Genomic DNA, 10,888 nt, shown 5'->3' on the forward strand with positions numbered 1-10,888 from the left:
CATAGTCAAAACAGTTCCTCCCTCCAGACACCGCCGGCGCCAGGCCACACGACCTTCACGCGCCAGAACGGGAAGGACTCAGCTGCGAACTTCACTTTCAGCTTCGCATCCTCTTCTGCCCAGTACCGTTCCCCCTTTCGACCCTTCACCTCATGGAGCTCGATGTGACCGTCCACATATCGCACGACGAAGTCGACCGTGAACCATGCACGCTTCGCCAGTCGTAGCTTTACTGACTCGAATGCCCACCAATCGACTTCACCAGCTGTCTTCAACGCGTCCAAGTACTGTGCGTATCGAGCCTCGGTTTTGTTCATTTCTCCTGCCGAGTGTTTCGCATGCCTGTCTAATCCAGGCCGCTTCTCCACCGGTGAGTGTTCCTGGTGCTCGGCCGGCCCGCGCTTAAGCGCGACTTGGCCAGCCTTGTGCACCAGCTGCTGCATGCCCTGCGGCATGTCCTCGATGCGGTTGTAGCGAAGTCCGCGATTGCTCATTGACCACCGTCCCGCGGCAGACCGAGCAGCCGTGCAGCGCGCGCTTCGAACGCCTCCAGCTGGTTTCGAACCCGGAGCTCGAACGCCGCATGTTCCTTTGTCACGTCCGCCAGCAGCGCGGCGCACTCGGCCTGCAGGAATGCCAGGCGCTGATCAATGGTGATCTGGCGGAGCTGAGTGCCCTGCCCCGCCATCGGTGACGCGGCAGCCATCGCGGCCGTGCCCCTGCCCGGAGCCGACGGCTGCAGGACCCGCGCCTGGCCAGCAGCGATCGACCAGGTCGGCTCGGCACGCCCGTAACGACGATTTGTCCTGTCGCCACCCTGGGTGACCAGTTGCTCGCCAAGCATGCCGCGCAGAATCCCGGCCACAGCCGCTGGGGTGATCGCCGCGCATTCCCGAGGGTGACCCATGGCCAGCGCCAAGGTTGTCATGCCTTCGTGCACTTCCGAAGCCGTCATCGGCTCGCTCGCCTGCTGCAGGGCATACAGCACCTGCTGCCGGTGGTAGTTGCGCAGTTGCTCCTGGTCGATCATCGATCCAGTCCTGCTGCTGCCATCTTGCCCGTCGCCGGCGGGTGGTCATCATTGCCGGGCTCTGCAGATCCCTTGCCGAAGATCTCCGCGATCTCGCGCTCAGCACGGCGGAGGGCTTCAGGGCTGGCCGGTACCGGCGTGGCCACCACGGCCTGGCCGAGGACCGCCACCGGCTCTTCCGGCAGCTTCCCGCCGCGCATCACGTATTCGCGCGCCTGGTCGTAGGCCTCGCGCAACAGGCGATCGCCCTTGTCGGCGCTCGACGTGCGGTAGCGATGGCCATCCAGGTACTGCCACACCAGGCGCGTGAAGCCATCCTGGCGGCCGGTGTCGTTGCGGACGGCGGCGAAGCTCGGCACGCCGAGGCAGCGCAGACGGAATTCCGGCAGGGTCGGTGGCCACGGGTCAGCCGAGGCGATGCTCGAGCCCAGGCCCGCAGCCAGCTGCTCACCGGTGAGCCCGGCAAGCCCCTTCGCCCACGTCGCGGCGGCGCCGCCGCTGGGATCCTCGCCGTAGGCGCTGGTCCAGCGGTAGCCGTAGATCTCAGCCATGCGCACCCACAGCGTTCGCGTAGCCCGGGCCGTCAAGGGCGCCTGCTGCGCCGGCGGCTGCGTCTGCCTCTGCAGCGGCGTCACGGAGCTCGTCCTCTTCTGCTCGACGTCGGACGCGTTCGGCAGCAGAGCCTGAATTGTTGGCATGATCGGTCCCCTCGGGTTTCGGTGTTACGGGCAGTGCCAGACCTGCAGCCATCGTCTGGCGCAGGGAGCGGTTGAGGTCGTGGCCGTCGGCGGCGAGCTGGCGGAATCGCGGCTGCAGCTCCAGCCAGCTGCTGATCGTCATCGGCTTGCCCAGCACACGGCGGTGCCGCACGAACCTGGCCAGGACTTGCGGGTCCAGACCCGCCGGCAAACGGGGGATGCCCATCAGCTCGCGCTTGACCTCGTCGGCGCTGAGCTGCGGCATCACCGCGTCGTCGTCGCGCGCCTGCGCGTTTGACGATTCAATGACCTTTACTGACCTTTCATGACCTTTAGGGTCCGTCTCGCGGACCGGTTGAGTACGCGAGACGGACCGGTCAGGTCCGCCAGACGTACCGGTCGAGTCCGCGAGACGTACCGGTCGTTCTTGCGTACCGGTATTTCCCGCGTACCGGTCGGCGCCTTCAGTCTCTTCCGACCCGTCCGCGACGCGTACCGGTTCGGCATCCGTACCGGTGTTCGTGGCGGACCGGTCAACCCCTTCGCCGCTCTCAGACCGGTCCGTCTGCCGCACCGGTTTGGATGGGCGCCGGGGCTTCGACGCGAATGCGTTCTTGTCCAGGCGGCTGAGGTTGAGGCTGTACCGGTTGCTGTACTTCGTCCCGCCGGCGTCGCTGCCGCCGCGGCGAATGGTCAGCACTTGGTTGTCTTCCAGCCACGCGATCGCGCTGAGCAGTGCTGTCTTGCTCAGGCAGGTCTTCTCGATCAGCGTGGTGAAGCCCGGGAAGGCCATGCCGAAGTCGTCTGCGTGCCACGCGATCGCCATCAGCACCGCCTTTGCGGGCGGCGGCATCTGCAGTGGCCAGCAGAGCTTCGTGATTTCGTTGCTCATTACGCAGGCCTATCCCGTTACGGGCAGCCCACGCTTTGGACGGCGTTGCCCCTGGTGGGCGCGCTCCAATCGCTCGGGCTGGTGCTGAAATGCGCGCGACCCTGTCCATGGACGGCACCTGGGCGCGGCTCCGGCGCCGGCGTGTTGAGGCGTTCCAGCTGGCCTGCGACGCGCTCCGTGGCGGCGGCACACTGCACCTGGGCGTCGAGCAGCTGCTGCATCAGCTCCTGCCGGCGATGCTCGGTAGGGATCGGGCGGACCTCGTAGCCGAGATCCGCGGCCATGGCCAGGAAGAGCTGGTGGCGGCCGAAGCGGCGCATCAGCGCCCACAGTTCGCCGATCTTGAAGAACTCGGCCTTGTTCGGATTGAGGCAGCTGTTGAACTTGGCAACAGCGCTGGTCCAGTCCTTCAGTTTCTCTTGGTCCCAGAAGCCGTTGTCCAGCAGGAACTGAATCATCGCGTTGCGGGTGTGTGCGTCGACCTCGCACGTGGCCTTCAGGGCCGCCAGTGCGTCCTGCAGCCAGGTTTCATCGATCCAGGGCATGGGAGTCCTCGGTAGTAAGGGCGGGTCCTCCGGCTGGCAGAATGGCGGTGCAACCCAACCCAAACACCAACCGGAGACACCCATGGCAGATTTGCAGCAACTTGCAATTGACTTTGACGGCTTCCAGCACCGCGTCCGCGGACAGTTCGAGGCGGTCGCTCAGGACATGCACGTACTCCATGGTGAGAAGGCAGCCATGGACCTATGGATTCATGCGCTGATCGCTACTCATCCAAACCCAGCCGCTCTGAAGGCTCGGGTCCAAGACCTTGTCGGACAGGTAGAGAAAGCGGGTACGCCAGACTGGGCGGTTCAGAGACGAGATTCCCTGACCCGGATGCTTCAGCGGTATGGCGCCTTCTTCGATCAGATTCATCCGGGGGTCTGATTTCCCCGGAGTTGTCGTCGAAAACCGGCGCCCAATGCCCTGGTCGACTCGGATCTCGAGTTTCGGCGGTAAACACCAGGTCCGATGCGCCGACATGCTTGTCGGCCATCGGCTTGCAATCGCCAGACATCACTCGGCACCTCCAGATGAACGTGGCACACCCTTGTTCGTAGGCATCAGTTGCCGACTACTGACAGAATCGACCCCCGCCCAAAGGACAATCTCCCCCATGACCCCATCCGAGCTGGAAGCCCGGTTCGCCCAATACGACGAACGAATCGCCGCCTTGGAGGCTGAAAAGCAGGCGAACAGCTGGTTCACGCTGGCCGTCATTGGCAGTCATCCCGACACAGAAATGCTGCTGGAGGTGGTTCGCGCCGCCATCCAAACACTGCGCGGCAAAACCTCGCCCGAAGCCCCAGCCGGCGTGGCCGCTGCGACCGTGCTTCGCCTGTTGGAGATCGAGCGTCAGATCCTGAAGGCGCAGCAGAGCCGCCAGGAGCTGGCGGAGGCGGCGGAAGCGGAGCGGCTGTTGGAACAGCAGCGCGCTGGTTCTGAGCAGGAACGCTAGACGCCGGCTGCCGCTGCTCCAGCGCGCGCACTCGGCGCTCCAGCGCTCCGATGCGCTTCAGCGCCGCGGTCATGACGGTCGGCGTGCTCGCAGGCAGCGCGTTCGACCGGCCTGCGGTATTGCGGCCGCTGTTCATCGCGCCCCCTTACCGAACACCACCAGAAGGCGGCCCCAGAATCCGACCGGCGGCGGCGGCGCTTTCGTCGCGGTCCGCATGGAATCTTCGTGCTGCTGGACGCGCCAAGCGCTGAGGTCGTCGACCTGGCGCTGGAGGTCCCGGACCTGGTTGCGCAGCGCGCGCAGCTCACGGATCTCACGCCCGTGGCCTTGGCCCTCCCCTTCGCGAGGATTGCTGAGGTGTCGACGGGCCATCAGGCTGTCTCCAGCGGAACGATGCGGCCGGCGTCCACGTCGCCGCTCGGTTCGGCGCGCAGTTCCATAACCGGATCCATAACCGGATCGGCCTGCGCCACCAGTTCGGCCGGGCCGCCCCGCTCCAAGCCTTCGAAGGCATTCAGCGCCTCGATCAGCTGCTGCAGGCTGGCGATCGTCGGGTTCGTGATCTGCCCGTGCGCCAGCTTCGTCAGCCACGAATAGCCGATGTCCGGGTTCTGCCGGGCGATCTCGGCGTACTTCCCTTCATGCGCACGCAGGCGCACCACGGTTTGATGCAAGAGGGTATCGGCGTCCATGAGTGAAGAAATAGCAAACTTTTGCTCATATTGGAAGCAATACTTTGCGAGCGGCGCTGAATACTCTGCTTGGATGGGTACCGATTCAAATTTGATCCTGGCCGATAACGTCCGTCGCCTCATGGAGGCTACCGGCGATTCTCAGGTGAAGGTCGCCAAGCGCGCAGGTCTGTCGCAGCGAAATGTGGGCAACGTGATGACCTATGGGACTACGCACGAGACGTCGCCAACGGTGAGGACTGTGGACGGGTTGGCTGCGGCCTTCGGAATCCCAGCTTGGCTTCTGTTCGTACCCGACGTCCCGCTAGAGCTTCTGGTGTCACCGCGGCTCTCCACTCTGATCAGCACCTACGTGAAGATCAGCGAGACGGGGCGGGAAACCGTTGATCGCGTAGCAAGCGCAGAGGAACGGTTCTCAGAGATCAGTAGCCCGCAGGGCAAGAAGTCCGCCTAACCTCTCCTTCCGACAAGGAACTGTCGTGTCAATCAAGTGCACCCTAGGATTGGTCGCCTGCCTCACATACGGAGGCGCATCCGTTACCGCCCAGGATGCAGTGGACGTGCTGGATAGCTGCGAGCTGGTCCGTAGCGCGCCGCGGGACTCCCTCATTGAGTCGATCGCCGACTCGATTGCGGCGAAGACGGGCAAGCGAATCACATGGCCCGCGGGGTCAGGAACTCCCGTCAAGCGCCAGGCAATCTTGCGGGAATGCGCTGCCTTTTCCCGGAAGTTCAACGACGACACCGCGTGGAAGAACCTCGATAAGTGGCCCTTCTGAGTAGCCCTCCCGAGGATTAAGCAAACTTTTGCTTGACACGTTAATTATTGCGCAATACTTTGCTCAACATCCCAAGCACGGATGGTTGAGCACATGTCTGCACTGTCTTCGTCGCTGTACCTGGCACTGGGGGCTCTTGGAGCCACCGGCGTCGGCGCCCTCTTCTCCCCATCGTCCCCTTCCACAGACGATCCCGGCCAGGCCGTCCGGGCACCAGCTGCACTGGTGATCACCAGCCCGCGCATCTGCGCGGCGCTGGAGGTCTACACCCTGGCCAACGAGAACGACTGGGGCCTGCGTACCACCATCGCGCAGGCCGTGCTCAACGGCTTCAACGAGGCCGGCCGCGTGCCGGACTGCGCCGCCGGCGTGTCAGCCGCGCTGGCCAAGGACTTCTCCCCCTACCGCTGGCAGCTCGCGCTTGACGCTGTCGACGCCGTTGTCGGCGGTACCTATTCCGTTTCCCCCGACGCCTGCGCCCGGGCCAATACCGTCGTCCCCCTGTCGACGGGTGAAGCCACCTCCCCTGTGGTGGCCCGGGCGCAGTGCGTCATCTATGACCTGGCTTTCCTGGAGGTGCACTGATGGCCTTCACCGAACGCCGCTGCCGCATCTGCGGCTGCACCGAGCTGCAGGCCTGCCGCGGCGGCTGCTCCTGGATCGACAAGGATCTCTGCAGAAGCTGCGGCGAGGCTGCCAGCCACACCGCGCCCGTCGTCATGGGGCAGCGCCTGCTGATCGCCGGCAGGGCCATCAAGCTGAGCCGCACCGAGACGCTGGTCATGCAGACGCTGATCTCGGCGTCGGACCGCCTGGTCGAGATCGGCACGCTGCATGCCGCGATGTATCCGGACAGCAAGCCACCGTCGCGTGAATCCAACGTCCTGCAGGTGCTGGTGTCGCGCGTGCGCCGCAAGCTCGCCGCCGAGGGATTCCAGCACGCGATCGAGACCATCCGCCTGCGCGGCTACCGCTTCGTGATGCCTCAAGGGGGTGCCGCATGAGCGCCGCTGCTGAAGTGCTGGCGGCGAAGCTGGCCGGCCGCTGTGCAAACGGCCTCGAGCGGGGACAGGGCACCAACCTGCACGCGATCCCGTCCTCGCAGGTGCGGCGCCATGGCGGACATGTCGAAGCCACCGGCAAGGCGCTGTGCGGAGCAGCACCAGGCCGCCGATCCGTGGGCTGGACCGCCTGCGAATCGCATCCTGTGACCTGCCCTCGCTGCCAACGCGCCCTCGCGCGCGGCAAAGGCGGTGCCGCATGAGCCGCAGCGGATACAGCGACGACTGCGACTCCTGGCCGCTCATTTGCTGGCGCGGCGCGGTTGCTTCCGCACTTCGGGGCAGGCGGGGTCAGCAGTTCCTGGTGGAGCTGCGAGAAGCACTCGACGCGATGCCAGAAAAGCGACTGATCGCCGAACAGCTGCAGGACAACACCGGCTGCCACTGCGCGCTTGGGGTGATCGGTTCCAAGCGTGGCCTGGATATGACCGGCCTAGACCCCGACGACCGCGCGGCAGTGAGCAAGGCGTTCGGTATCGCCGAAGCAATGGCAGCGGAGATCGTTCATGAGAACGACGGCGAGTGGCGATGGGACAACGAAACGCCTGAGCAGCGATGGACGCGCATGCGCGCGTGGGTCGACCAGCACATCACTGAATCGGAGGCCGCATGAACGCGGAAGACATCATCGCCGAGGCCACGGCAGTGCTGTTCCGGCGGGTGCTGGCCATTGGTGGCACGGCCGGCTTCTTGGTGGGCGTGGCAGTAGGGTTCGGATCCCGGGCGGTGCTGTCATGAACCTGGTGACCATGAACGTCGACGCGGAGATCGACCTCGATGACCTGGTCGGGAACCTGGGGCCTCTCAGCAGGGACTACCTGGCCCGCCTCCTGAAGGTTGAAGGCGAAGCCGCGCGCGCGCCAGATGGCCGCAGCTTCGAACAGATCATCGAAGCTGCGTTCTATGAGACGCGGGCAATGCCCTCAGTACCGCGGGCACTGGCCGACCTCTTCTGGGTGGTGCACGGGAGGGCCATGTCATGACGGCAGACCTGCACCTGCTGGGCCACGGCCTCGACGCGATCCTGCAGCACGACCTGGACCGCATGCCGCCGGCGATCACCCCCGCAGCGCGCGTGCAGCGCTACCAGCGCGCGGTCTCCATCGCACCGCCGGACCAGTGGCGCGCGCTGCGGATCCGCTTCGGCACGATCTTCCAGATCGCCTGGCGCGCGGGGATGAAGCCCGACCTGGCCACCTGGGCGCGGAAGTTCCAGCGCATCGCCGAGGCCTGCCGTCCATGAGGCTCTTCCACGTCCACATCCCGGGCGTGGCTGGACCGCACAGCGTCATCGCAGAAGCCGAGCAGGCCGCGATCGACGACGCGCTCTACACCCTGGGCCTTTCCGAGCTGCCCGAAGGCAGCAGCGTCACCTCTGAACAGACCGGAGACACCTGATGTTCTTCCGCAACCTCACGATGTTCACCTACCCGCAGCTGCAGATGTTCGACTGGCAGGACGGCCTGAAGGCGAGCGCTCTGAAGCCGGTAGGCCCCCTGGAAATGTGCTCCGCCGGCTTCATTTCGCCGTTCGGCCGCGAAGAGAAAGAGCTGCTGTCGCACGAGATCGGCCGCTGCATGTGGATGGCCATCGGCGCCGAAGAGAAGATCCTGCCGCCGGCGGTGGTGAACAACCTGCTCGAGCTCAAGCTGCTGGAGATCGAGGAACGCGACGGGCGCCGCCCCGGCGGCCGTGAGCGGAAACGCATCAAGGACGACCTGCTGCACGAGCTGCTGCCGCGGGCCTTCGTCCGCCCGTCCCGCACGGATCTCTACCTGGACCACCAGCGCGGCGTGGTGTTCGTCGACACCAGCAGCCGCAAGACCGGCGAGGCCGCCATGAGCCAGCTGCGCAACGTGGTCGGCAGCTTCCCCGCCCTGCCCCTGAACGCCGAGGTTTCGCCACGGGCGATTCTGACCGGTTGGGTTGCCGGTGAGCCCCTGCCCGACGGCCTCAGCCTGGGCGAGGAATGCGAGCTGCGCGATCCGGTCGAGGGCGGCGCAATCGTTCGCTGCCAGCACCACGAACTGCGCTGCGACGAGGTCGACCTGCACCTGGAGACAGGCAAGCAGGTCACCAAGCTCGCCCTGGTGCTGGAGGACCACCTCTCCTTCGTCCTCGGTGACGACCTGATCGTCCGAAAGCTCCGCTTCCTTGACGGCGCCGTGGAGCAGTTGCAGCACGGGGATGAAGACGGCCGGCGCGCCGAGTTCGATGCCCGCTTCGCCCTGCAGATCGGCGAAGTCGGCCGGCTCTACGACCTGGTCCGCGAGCACTTCCGCCTTACCACCTACGCATGAGGTCTCCATGAATCCGCATCTTCTCGGCACTGGCCGCTTCTCCCTCGACGTCCTGCTGCCCGCCCTGCTGGCCCAGCCGAAGCGCGCTGCGAGCGCTGTCCCTGTCCGTCGCATGCCGGCACGCCACCGCACCACCTGGGCACCGGCCGGCGGTGGCCGGGCCGAACGTGCTCGCCGCCTGCGTCAGATCGAAGCCGGCACCTTGACCACTGCCGGCGGCTTGGTCCCGACCTACAGGGGCGAGCAGCCGTGAGCCGCGTGCGCGCCTTCATCTGCGCCCTGTTCGGCTGCGCCCGTGACTGGCCGGATATGGAATCGTGCGGGCGCTGCGGCAGCTACATGGATCTGCAGGCGCCGCCGCGCACCATGGGCCGCCGCGTATTGGATCGGCTGGCCACCGCACTGATCCAGCGCGGCACCCGCACCCCCTACTTCCACCTGGCCAACGCCGACGGCACGCCGTACATGGATCGATTCTGGCTGCTGCGCATCGGCCGCGCCGGCGTCGACGACCGTGGCCAGCCCCGGCCTTGGCTGGCCCTGCGCCTGCACCACATCCGCAGCAGCGACCACGGCGGCATCTTCCATGATCACCCCTGGTCATTCTTCAGCCTGATTCTGCGCGGTGGGTACTTCGAGCATCGGCCCTTCGACGGGCCGCTGCCGGCGGTACCGGACGCGGTGCCGTCGGCGATCGCAGAGGAACCGTATTCGTCGACCTGGTACGGCGCTGGCCAGCTGCTGTTCCGGCGCGCCGAGGGCTGGCATCGCATTGCCCTTGTCGAGGACCTGCAGGCCGAAGGCACCTGGACCCTGGTGCTGACGCTGCCGCCGCGCGCCTTCAGCTGGGGCTTCCGCGTCCGCGGCCAGAAGATCGAGCACCGCGAGTACTTCCGGAAGGAAGCCGTTCGGCAGCGCGCGCGGCAGCAGATCCACGCACCGAAGCGCTCGGAATGGAATCCATGAGCCATGCCGCGGAAGTCACACCCCAACGCGCGTCGGCCCTGGACGGCCGACGAGGACGAGACGCTGCGGCTGAACTGGCCGCGGTTCCCCGCCTTCCTGATCGCCCATGTGCTGAAAAGGCCGAAGACCGCGGTGTATCGACGGGCATCGGCGCTTGGCCTGCAGAAGGCAGACGACTTCCACACACAGCCACTGGCGTCTCTATGGAACGGGACACAGGAACCGGGATCGATCGCGGCGCGCTTCAAGCCCGGCTATGTGGCGCCGAACAAAGGGCTGCGCCGACCTGGTTGGTACGCCGGCCGAATGCGCGAAACCCAGTTCAAGAAGGGTCGGCCGGCGAGCGAGGCGCGCAACTACGTGCCGATCGGGACCGAGAAGGTGGATCCGAAACGGAAGGTGCTGATGCGCAAGGTCACCGACGATCCAGCCATCTTCCCGACCCAACGCTGGCGCCCAGTGCACGTCCTGGTCTGGGAGGTGGCAAACGGCCGGGTACCGGAGGGACACATTGTGGTGTTCCGGCCCGGGATGAAAACGCTGGTCGCCGCCGAGATCACTGCTGATCGCCTCGAGGCCGTAACCCTCGCAGAGAACATGCGGCGCAACAGCTACCACAACCGGTACCCGCCGGAACTGAAAGAACTTGTCCACCTGAAGGCGCGAATCACCCGCCGGGTCAGGAGGCGAACCAAGGAGCAAGAAGATGAAGAACAAGGTCAGTGACGTCCGCGATCACCTGGTCGCCATGCTCGAACGCCTGGGCGACGACGATCTGAGTGCCGAACAGATGGGCCAGGTCATCGAGCGCGCCAAGGCCTCGACCATTGTGGCCACCACCTACATCGGCGCGGTGAAGGTCGAGCTCGACGCAATCCGGTTGGCCCATGAAACCGGAAACCTGACCGCGGCAGTTGCCGAGCCCCAGCAGCTCCCCACGTTGCCACCCGGCCAGAGGCGCTGACG

23 protein-coding genes are annotated in these 10,888 nt (G+C 65.8%); 16 read left to right on the plus strand and 7 right to left on the minus strand.

Translation table 11 applies throughout. The features are described 5' to 3' along the window. Positions 1-5 precede the first annotated feature (5 nt). From J3A72_RS23120 to J3A72_RS15960, 5 genes are read right to left on the minus strand one after another with little or no spacing between them, the layout of a single operon-like run. Positions 6-494 carry a DUF1064 domain-containing protein gene (locus J3A72_RS23120; protein WP_245336376.1) on the minus strand — a complete coding sequence of 163 codons (489 nt, stop codon included), beginning with the start codon at positions 492-494 and terminating at the stop codon, positions 6-8. Next, a complete protein-coding gene (locus J3A72_RS15945) occupies positions 491-1,030 on the minus strand; it encodes a hypothetical protein (RefSeq protein WP_088475867.1) in 540 nt (179 codons plus the stop codon). The genes J3A72_RS23120 and J3A72_RS15945 overlap by 4 nt, the downstream gene beginning before the upstream one ends. After that, positions 1,027-1,581 carry a hypothetical protein gene (locus J3A72_RS15950; protein WP_088475868.1) on the minus strand — a complete coding sequence of 185 codons (555 nt, stop codon included), beginning with the start codon at positions 1,579-1,581 and terminating at the stop codon, positions 1,027-1,029. Before J3A72_RS15950 ends, J3A72_RS15945 begins: the two co-directional genes overlap by 4 nt. After that, positions 1,574-2,620, minus strand: a complete 1,047-nt coding sequence (locus J3A72_RS15955; RefSeq protein ID WP_088475869.1) for a helix-turn-helix domain-containing protein — start codon at positions 2,618-2,620, stop codon at positions 1,574-1,576. The genes J3A72_RS15950 and J3A72_RS15955 overlap by 8 nt, the downstream gene beginning before the upstream one ends. 17 nt (positions 2,621-2,637) lie before the next feature. Further along, on the minus strand, positions 2,638-3,165 hold the full coding sequence (locus J3A72_RS15960) for a hypothetical protein (protein WP_088475870.1): 528 nt from the start codon (positions 3,163-3,165) through the stop codon (positions 2,638-2,640). Between the two features lie 82 nt (positions 3,166-3,247). On the opposite strand from J3A72_RS15960, the gene J3A72_RS15965 reads away from it, so the two are divergent. Then, positions 3,248-3,553, plus strand: coding sequence for a hypothetical protein (locus J3A72_RS15965; protein WP_088475871.1), 306 nt, complete (start codon positions 3,248-3,250; stop codon positions 3,551-3,553). A gap of 229 nt (positions 3,554-3,782) precedes the next feature. Then, positions 3,783-4,124: a hypothetical protein gene (locus J3A72_RS15970; RefSeq protein ID WP_088435592.1), complete on the plus strand. Its 342-nt coding sequence runs from the start codon at positions 3,783-3,785 to the stop codon at positions 4,122-4,124. A 132-nt stretch (positions 4,125-4,256) separates the two neighbouring features. Here J3A72_RS15970 and J3A72_RS15975 read toward each other — a convergent pair whose 3' ends face one another. Both J3A72_RS15975 and J3A72_RS15980 read right to left on the minus strand, forming a co-directional pair. Then, a complete protein-coding gene (locus tag J3A72_RS15975; protein ID WP_088475872.1) occupies positions 4,257-4,496 on the minus strand; it encodes a hypothetical protein in 240 nt (79 codons plus the stop codon). Next, a complete protein-coding gene (locus tag J3A72_RS15980) occupies positions 4,496-4,816 on the minus strand; it encodes a hypothetical protein (protein WP_088475873.1) in 321 nt (106 codons plus the stop codon). Before J3A72_RS15980 ends, J3A72_RS15975 begins: the two co-directional genes overlap by 1 nt. Here J3A72_RS15980 and J3A72_RS15985 point away from each other — a divergent pair. The 14 genes from J3A72_RS15985 to J3A72_RS16045 all read left to right on the plus strand — a co-directional run bounded on the left by J3A72_RS15985 (position 4,815) and on the right by J3A72_RS16045 (position 10,886). Next, the gene (locus J3A72_RS15985; RefSeq protein WP_141098682.1) at positions 4,815-5,270 is read left to right on the plus strand and encodes a helix-turn-helix transcriptional regulator; all 456 of its coding nucleotides are present in this window, start codon (positions 4,815-4,817) and stop codon (positions 5,268-5,270) included. The two genes, J3A72_RS15980 and J3A72_RS15985, sit on opposite strands and share 2 nt — an antisense overlap. A gap of 418 nt (positions 5,271-5,688) precedes the next feature. Continuing rightward, positions 5,689-6,180, plus strand: coding sequence for a hypothetical protein (locus J3A72_RS15990; RefSeq protein WP_245336377.1), 492 nt, complete (start codon positions 5,689-5,691; stop codon positions 6,178-6,180). Then, positions 6,180-6,599, plus strand: coding sequence for a helix-turn-helix domain-containing protein (locus J3A72_RS15995; protein WP_088475877.1), 420 nt, complete (start codon positions 6,180-6,182; stop codon positions 6,597-6,599). The genes J3A72_RS15990 and J3A72_RS15995 overlap by 1 nt, the downstream gene beginning before the upstream one ends. Beyond that, complete coding sequence (locus J3A72_RS16000; protein WP_088475878.1) at positions 6,596-6,859, plus strand: hypothetical protein; 264 nt, start codon at positions 6,596-6,598, stop codon at positions 6,857-6,859. The genes J3A72_RS15995 and J3A72_RS16000 overlap by 4 nt, the downstream gene beginning before the upstream one ends. Further along, positions 6,856-7,269 carry a hypothetical protein gene (locus J3A72_RS16005; RefSeq protein WP_088475879.1) on the plus strand — a complete coding sequence of 138 codons (414 nt, stop codon included), beginning with the start codon at positions 6,856-6,858 and terminating at the stop codon, positions 7,267-7,269. The genes J3A72_RS16000 and J3A72_RS16005 overlap by 4 nt, the downstream gene beginning before the upstream one ends. After that, positions 7,266-7,394, plus strand: coding sequence for a hypothetical protein (locus J3A72_RS23185; RefSeq protein WP_254918036.1), 129 nt, complete (start codon positions 7,266-7,268; stop codon positions 7,392-7,394). Before J3A72_RS16005 ends, J3A72_RS23185 begins: the two co-directional genes overlap by 4 nt. After that, positions 7,391-7,639: a hypothetical protein gene (locus J3A72_RS16010; RefSeq protein ID WP_141098683.1), complete on the plus strand. Its 249-nt coding sequence runs from the start codon at positions 7,391-7,393 to the stop codon at positions 7,637-7,639. Before J3A72_RS23185 ends, J3A72_RS16010 begins: the two co-directional genes overlap by 4 nt. After that, on the plus strand, positions 7,636-7,899 hold the full coding sequence (locus tag J3A72_RS16015; protein ID WP_088475881.1) for a hypothetical protein: 264 nt from the start codon (positions 7,636-7,638) through the stop codon (positions 7,897-7,899). The genes J3A72_RS16010 and J3A72_RS16015 overlap by 4 nt, the downstream gene beginning before the upstream one ends. Continuing rightward, positions 7,896-8,054, plus strand: a complete 159-nt coding sequence (locus tag J3A72_RS16020) for a hypothetical protein (protein ID WP_154344339.1) — start codon at positions 7,896-7,898, stop codon at positions 8,052-8,054. Before J3A72_RS16015 ends, J3A72_RS16020 begins: the two co-directional genes overlap by 4 nt. After that, positions 8,054-8,956 (plus strand): recombination-associated protein RdgC, encoded by a 903-nt coding sequence (locus J3A72_RS16025; protein ID WP_088475882.1) that lies wholly within the window; start codon positions 8,054-8,056, stop codon positions 8,954-8,956. Before J3A72_RS16020 ends, J3A72_RS16025 begins: the two co-directional genes overlap by 1 nt. Before the next feature lie 7 nt (positions 8,957-8,963). Next, positions 8,964-9,209 carry a hypothetical protein gene (locus tag J3A72_RS16030; RefSeq protein WP_065195855.1) on the plus strand — a complete coding sequence of 82 codons (246 nt, stop codon included), beginning with the start codon at positions 8,964-8,966 and terminating at the stop codon, positions 9,207-9,209. Then, entirely contained in the window at positions 9,206-9,922 is a 717-nt protein-coding gene (locus tag J3A72_RS16035) for a hypothetical protein (protein ID WP_254918037.1), read from the plus strand. The genes J3A72_RS16030 and J3A72_RS16035 overlap by 4 nt, the downstream gene beginning before the upstream one ends. A gap of 3 nt (positions 9,923-9,925) precedes the next feature. Then, positions 9,926-10,648 carry an HNH endonuclease gene (locus J3A72_RS16040; protein ID WP_088475883.1) on the plus strand — a complete coding sequence of 241 codons (723 nt, stop codon included), beginning with the start codon at positions 9,926-9,928 and terminating at the stop codon, positions 10,646-10,648. Next, positions 10,629-10,886 (plus strand): hypothetical protein, encoded by a 258-nt coding sequence (locus tag J3A72_RS16045; RefSeq protein WP_049406742.1) that lies wholly within the window; start codon positions 10,629-10,631, stop codon positions 10,884-10,886. The genes J3A72_RS16040 and J3A72_RS16045 overlap by 20 nt, the downstream gene beginning before the upstream one ends. Positions 10,887-10,888: the final 2 nt, after the last annotated feature.

The sequence above is a fragment of the Stenotrophomonas sp. PvP093 genome (assembly GCF_017876915.1).
GTDB lineage: Bacteria > Pseudomonadota > Gammaproteobacteria > Xanthomonadales > Xanthomonadaceae > Stenotrophomonas > Stenotrophomonas muris.

Excerpts from the sequence above, each read along its gene's own strand:
- J3A72_RS23120 (WP_245336376.1), bottom strand. The coding sequence starts at position 494 with ATGAGCAATCGCGGACTTCGCTACAACCGCATCGAGGACATGCCGCAG.
- J3A72_RS15945 (WP_088475867.1), bottom strand. The coding sequence starts at position 1,030 with ATGATCGACCAGGAGCAACTGCGCAACTACCACCGGCAGCAGGTGCTG.
- J3A72_RS15950 (WP_088475868.1), bottom strand. The coding sequence starts at position 1,581 with ATGGCTGAGATCTACGGCTACCGCTGGACCAGCGCCTACGGCGAGGAT.
- J3A72_RS15955 (WP_088475869.1), bottom strand. The coding sequence starts at position 2,620 with ATGAGCAACGAAATCACGAAGCTCTGCTGGCCACTGCAGATGCCGCCG.
- J3A72_RS15960 (WP_088475870.1), bottom strand. The coding sequence starts at position 3,165 with ATGCCCTGGATCGATGAAACCTGGCTGCAGGACGCACTGGCGGCCCTG.
- J3A72_RS15965 (WP_088475871.1), top strand. The coding sequence starts at position 3,248 with ATGGCAGATTTGCAGCAACTTGCAATTGACTTTGACGGCTTCCAGCAC.
- J3A72_RS15970 (WP_088435592.1), top strand. The coding sequence starts at position 3,783 with ATGACCCCATCCGAGCTGGAAGCCCGGTTCGCCCAATACGACGAACGA.
- J3A72_RS15975 (WP_088475872.1), bottom strand. The coding sequence starts at position 4,496 with ATGGCCCGTCGACACCTCAGCAATCCTCGCGAAGGGGAGGGCCAAGGC.
- J3A72_RS15985 (WP_141098682.1), top strand. The coding sequence starts at position 4,815 with ATGAGTGAAGAAATAGCAAACTTTTGCTCATATTGGAAGCAATACTTT.
- J3A72_RS15980 (WP_088475873.1), bottom strand. The coding sequence starts at position 4,816 with ATGGACGCCGATACCCTCTTGCATCAAACCGTGGTGCGCCTGCGTGCG.
- J3A72_RS15990 (WP_245336377.1), top strand. The coding sequence starts at position 5,689 with ATGTCTGCACTGTCTTCGTCGCTGTACCTGGCACTGGGGGCTCTTGGA.
- J3A72_RS15995 (WP_088475877.1), top strand. The coding sequence starts at position 6,180 with ATGGCCTTCACCGAACGCCGCTGCCGCATCTGCGGCTGCACCGAGCTG.
- J3A72_RS16000 (WP_088475878.1), top strand. The coding sequence starts at position 6,596 with ATGAGCGCCGCTGCTGAAGTGCTGGCGGCGAAGCTGGCCGGCCGCTGT.
- J3A72_RS16005 (WP_088475879.1), top strand. The coding sequence starts at position 6,856 with ATGAGCCGCAGCGGATACAGCGACGACTGCGACTCCTGGCCGCTCATT.
- J3A72_RS23185 (WP_254918036.1), top strand. The coding sequence starts at position 7,266 with ATGAACGCGGAAGACATCATCGCCGAGGCCACGGCAGTGCTGTTCCGG.
- J3A72_RS16010 (WP_141098683.1), top strand. The coding sequence starts at position 7,391 with ATGAACCTGGTGACCATGAACGTCGACGCGGAGATCGACCTCGATGAC.
- J3A72_RS16015 (WP_088475881.1), top strand. The coding sequence starts at position 7,636 with ATGACGGCAGACCTGCACCTGCTGGGCCACGGCCTCGACGCGATCCTG.
- J3A72_RS16020 (WP_154344339.1), top strand. The coding sequence starts at position 7,896 with ATGAGGCTCTTCCACGTCCACATCCCGGGCGTGGCTGGACCGCACAGC.
- J3A72_RS16025 (WP_088475882.1), top strand. The coding sequence starts at position 8,054 with ATGTTCTTCCGCAACCTCACGATGTTCACCTACCCGCAGCTGCAGATG.
- J3A72_RS16030 (WP_065195855.1), top strand. The coding sequence starts at position 8,964 with ATGAATCCGCATCTTCTCGGCACTGGCCGCTTCTCCCTCGACGTCCTG.
- J3A72_RS16040 (WP_088475883.1), top strand. The coding sequence starts at position 9,926 with ATGCCGCGGAAGTCACACCCCAACGCGCGTCGGCCCTGGACGGCCGAC.
- J3A72_RS16045 (WP_049406742.1), top strand. The coding sequence starts at position 10,629 with ATGAAGAACAAGGTCAGTGACGTCCGCGATCACCTGGTCGCCATGCTC.